We start from the raw sequence: 2,328 nt of genomic DNA, 5'->3' as shown, positions 1-2,328 counted from the left end.
ATCATTGAAAGAAGAAAAAAGTAATCTGATTTAAATTAGCAACACTTATCATGAGTCGTTCATTAAAAAAAGGCCCCTTTATCAGCGTGAAGCTCGAAAAGAAGGTCGCTGCAATGGAAGAGAGCGGTAAGAAATCGGTTATCAAGACTTGGAGCCGTGCATCAATGATCGCCCCCGAATTTGTAGGACACACTTTCGCAGTTCACAACGGTAACAAATTTATCCCTGTCTACGTTACTGAAAACATGGTAGGCCACAAGCTTGGTGAGTTCGCTCCCACTCGTACCTTCCGTGGTCACTCCGGTAACCGCAAGAAATAAATTGGGCCCTGATATAACTAATTCATTTGTAAAAAAGAAAAGAATTACAATAAAATGGGTGTAAGAAAAAGAAATTCAGCTGACCTCAGGAAAGCCGAACAGAAGACGGTAGCTTTCGCAAAGCTCCTCAACATCCCCACCTCACCCCGCAAGATGCGCCTTGTCGCTGACATGGTGCGCGGCGTAGAGGTTAACCGTGCGCTCGGCATCCTTAAGTTCTCTAATAAGGAAGCGGCAGCCCGCCTCGAAAAGCTCCTCCGTTCGGCTATCGCAAACTGGGAAGCTAAAAACGAACGTAAAGCCGACGCCGGCGAGCTTTACATCAGCACTATCTACGTGAACTGTGCTCCTATGCTCAAGCGTCTGCGCACCGCTCCCCAAGGCCGCGGCTATCGTATCCGCAAACGCGCAAACCACGTCACATTGATTGTTGACACAATTGATAACAAAAACGCTAAAGCTTAACAAATGGGACAGAAAGTAAATCCAATCAGCAATCGCTTGGGAGTTATCCGTGGATGGGACTCTAACTGGTATGGCGGTAAGAAATACGGCGATACTCTGCTTGAGGACTCAAAACTCCGCAAGTATCTCAATGTCCGCCTTGCAAAGTCAAGCGTTTCGCGCATCGTCATCGAGCGCACCATGAAGCTCATCACCATCACTGTCTGCACCTCTCGCCCCGGTCTGATCATCGGTAAGGGCGGTTCTGAAGTCGACAAGCTGAAGGAAGAGCTCAAGAAGATCACCGACAAAGATGTCCAGATCAACATCTATGAAGTAAAACGCCCCGAACTCGACGCTCAGATCGTAGCATCGACCATCGCCCGCCAGATCGAAGGCAAGATCGCCTATCGCCGTGCTGTCAAGATGGCTGTCGCTTCAACAATGCGCGCCGGAGCCGAAGGCATCAAGGTTCAGGTTTCAGGCCGTCTCAACGGTGCTGAAATGGCCCGTTCCGAGATGTTCAAGGAAGGCCGTACTCCGCTCCACACTCTCCGTGCCGACATCGACTATGCACTTGTCGAAGCCCACACAAAGGTTGGTGTGATCGGTGTGAAGGTTTGGATCTGCCGTGGCGAAGTTTACGGCAAGCGTGACCTGGCACCCCAGTACACTTCAAACCAGAAGGAATCTCGCGGTGCAGCTTCAAATGGCGCTCCCCGTCGCGGCGGTTTCCGCAAACCCAAAAACAACCGTTAAACCCACAATTGATTCAACAAAACAATGTTACAACCCAAGAAAACCAAATTCCGCCGCGCGCAAAAAGGCCGCATGAAAGGCATTGCGCAGCGTGGCAACCAGTTGGCCTTCGGTTCGTTCGGCATAAAGACCCTGGAGTCTAAGTGGATCACCGGTCGCCAGATTGAAGCCGCCCGTATCGCAGTAACCCGTTACATGCAGCGTCAGGGCCAGATCTGGATTCGCATCTTCCCGGACAAACCCATCACCAAGAAACCCGCCGAGGTCCGAATGGGTAAAGGTAAAGGTGCTCCCGAAGGATTCGTAGCCCCCGTAACCCCCGGCCGCATAATCATAGAGGTTGAAGGCGTATCTTACGACATCGCCAAGGAAGCCCTCCGCCTCGCAGCTCAGAAACTCCCCGTGACCACAAAATTCGTTGTGCGCCGCGACTATGACCCAACCCAAAATGTGTAACCCGTCATGAAGAAAGAATCATTCACTGAAGTGAGCACTCAGGATCTCCGCGACCGCCTGGCTGTGATGGAGAAGGACTATGCCCAGCTCAAGATCAACCACGCTATCTCGCCCCTTGACAGCCCCGCTAAGATTACACATGCTCGCAAGGCTATCGCCCGCGTCAAGACCGAGTTGCGTCAGCGCGAACTTAACAATAAATAAACTCCCCCTTAAATAAAATGGAAAAGAGAAATTTAAGAAAAGAACGCATCGGGGTTGTTTCGAGCAACAAGGGTGACAAGACCATCACCGTAATGGTGAAATGGAAAGAGAAGCACCCCATTTATGGCAAATTTGTCAACAAAAC

6 protein-coding genes are annotated in these 2,328 nt (G+C 50.6%); all 6 read left to right on the top strand.

What is annotated here, in order from left to right:
• Window positions 1-50: 50 nt before the first annotated feature.
• The gene (gene rpsS, locus K2H17_RS08370; protein ID WP_107031214.1) at window positions 51-320 is read left to right on the top strand and encodes a 30S ribosomal protein S19; all 270 of its coding nucleotides are present in this window, start codon (window positions 51-53) and stop codon (window positions 318-320) included.
• Window positions 321-374: 54 nt separating this feature from the next.
• On the top strand, window positions 375-785 hold the full coding sequence (gene rplV, locus K2H17_RS08365) for a 50S ribosomal protein L22 (protein ID WP_123615509.1): 411 nt from the start codon (window positions 375-377) through the stop codon (window positions 783-785).
• 3 nt (window positions 786-788) lie between these two features.
• On the top strand, window positions 789-1,523 hold the full coding sequence (gene rpsC / locus K2H17_RS08360; RefSeq protein ID WP_300133697.1) for a 30S ribosomal protein S3: 735 nt from the start codon (window positions 789-791) through the stop codon (window positions 1,521-1,523).
• 24 nt (window positions 1,524-1,547) lie between these two features.
• Window positions 1,548-1,979: a 50S ribosomal protein L16 gene (gene rplP / locus K2H17_RS08355; RefSeq protein WP_107031217.1), complete on the top strand. Its 432-nt coding sequence runs from the start codon at window positions 1,548-1,550 to the stop codon at window positions 1,977-1,979.
• 6 nt (window positions 1,980-1,985) lie between these two features.
• Window positions 1,986-2,183 carry a 50S ribosomal protein L29 gene (gene rpmC, locus K2H17_RS08350; RefSeq protein WP_107031218.1) on the top strand — a complete coding sequence of 66 codons (198 nt, stop codon included), beginning with the start codon at window positions 1,986-1,988 and terminating at the stop codon, window positions 2,181-2,183.
• Window positions 2,184-2,200: 17 nt separating this feature from the next.
• On the top strand, window positions 2,201-2,328 hold a 128-nt coding region (rpsQ, locus tag K2H17_RS08345), incomplete at its 3' end, for a 30S ribosomal protein S17 (protein WP_300133699.1).

Source organism: Duncaniella sp., assembly GCF_029054785.1.
In the GTDB taxonomy this organism is placed as follows: domain Bacteria; phylum Bacteroidota; class Bacteroidia; order Bacteroidales; family Muribaculaceae; genus Duncaniella.
This window is presented reverse-complemented; position numbering and strand designations above follow the sequence as displayed.

What these genes read in the sequence shown, in the direction of transcription:
- rpsS (WP_107031214.1), top strand. Translation starts at nt 51, where the DNA reads ATGAGTCGTTCATTAAAAAAAGGCCCCTTTATCAGCGTGAAGCTCGAA.
- rplV (WP_123615509.1), top strand. Translation starts at nt 375, where the DNA reads ATGGGTGTAAGAAAAAGAAATTCAGCTGACCTCAGGAAAGCCGAACAG.
- rpsC (WP_300133697.1), top strand. Translation starts at nt 789, where the DNA reads ATGGGACAGAAAGTAAATCCAATCAGCAATCGCTTGGGAGTTATCCGT.
- rplP (WP_107031217.1), top strand. Translation starts at nt 1,548, where the DNA reads ATGTTACAACCCAAGAAAACCAAATTCCGCCGCGCGCAAAAAGGCCGC.
- rpmC (WP_107031218.1), top strand. Translation starts at nt 1,986, where the DNA reads ATGAAGAAAGAATCATTCACTGAAGTGAGCACTCAGGATCTCCGCGAC.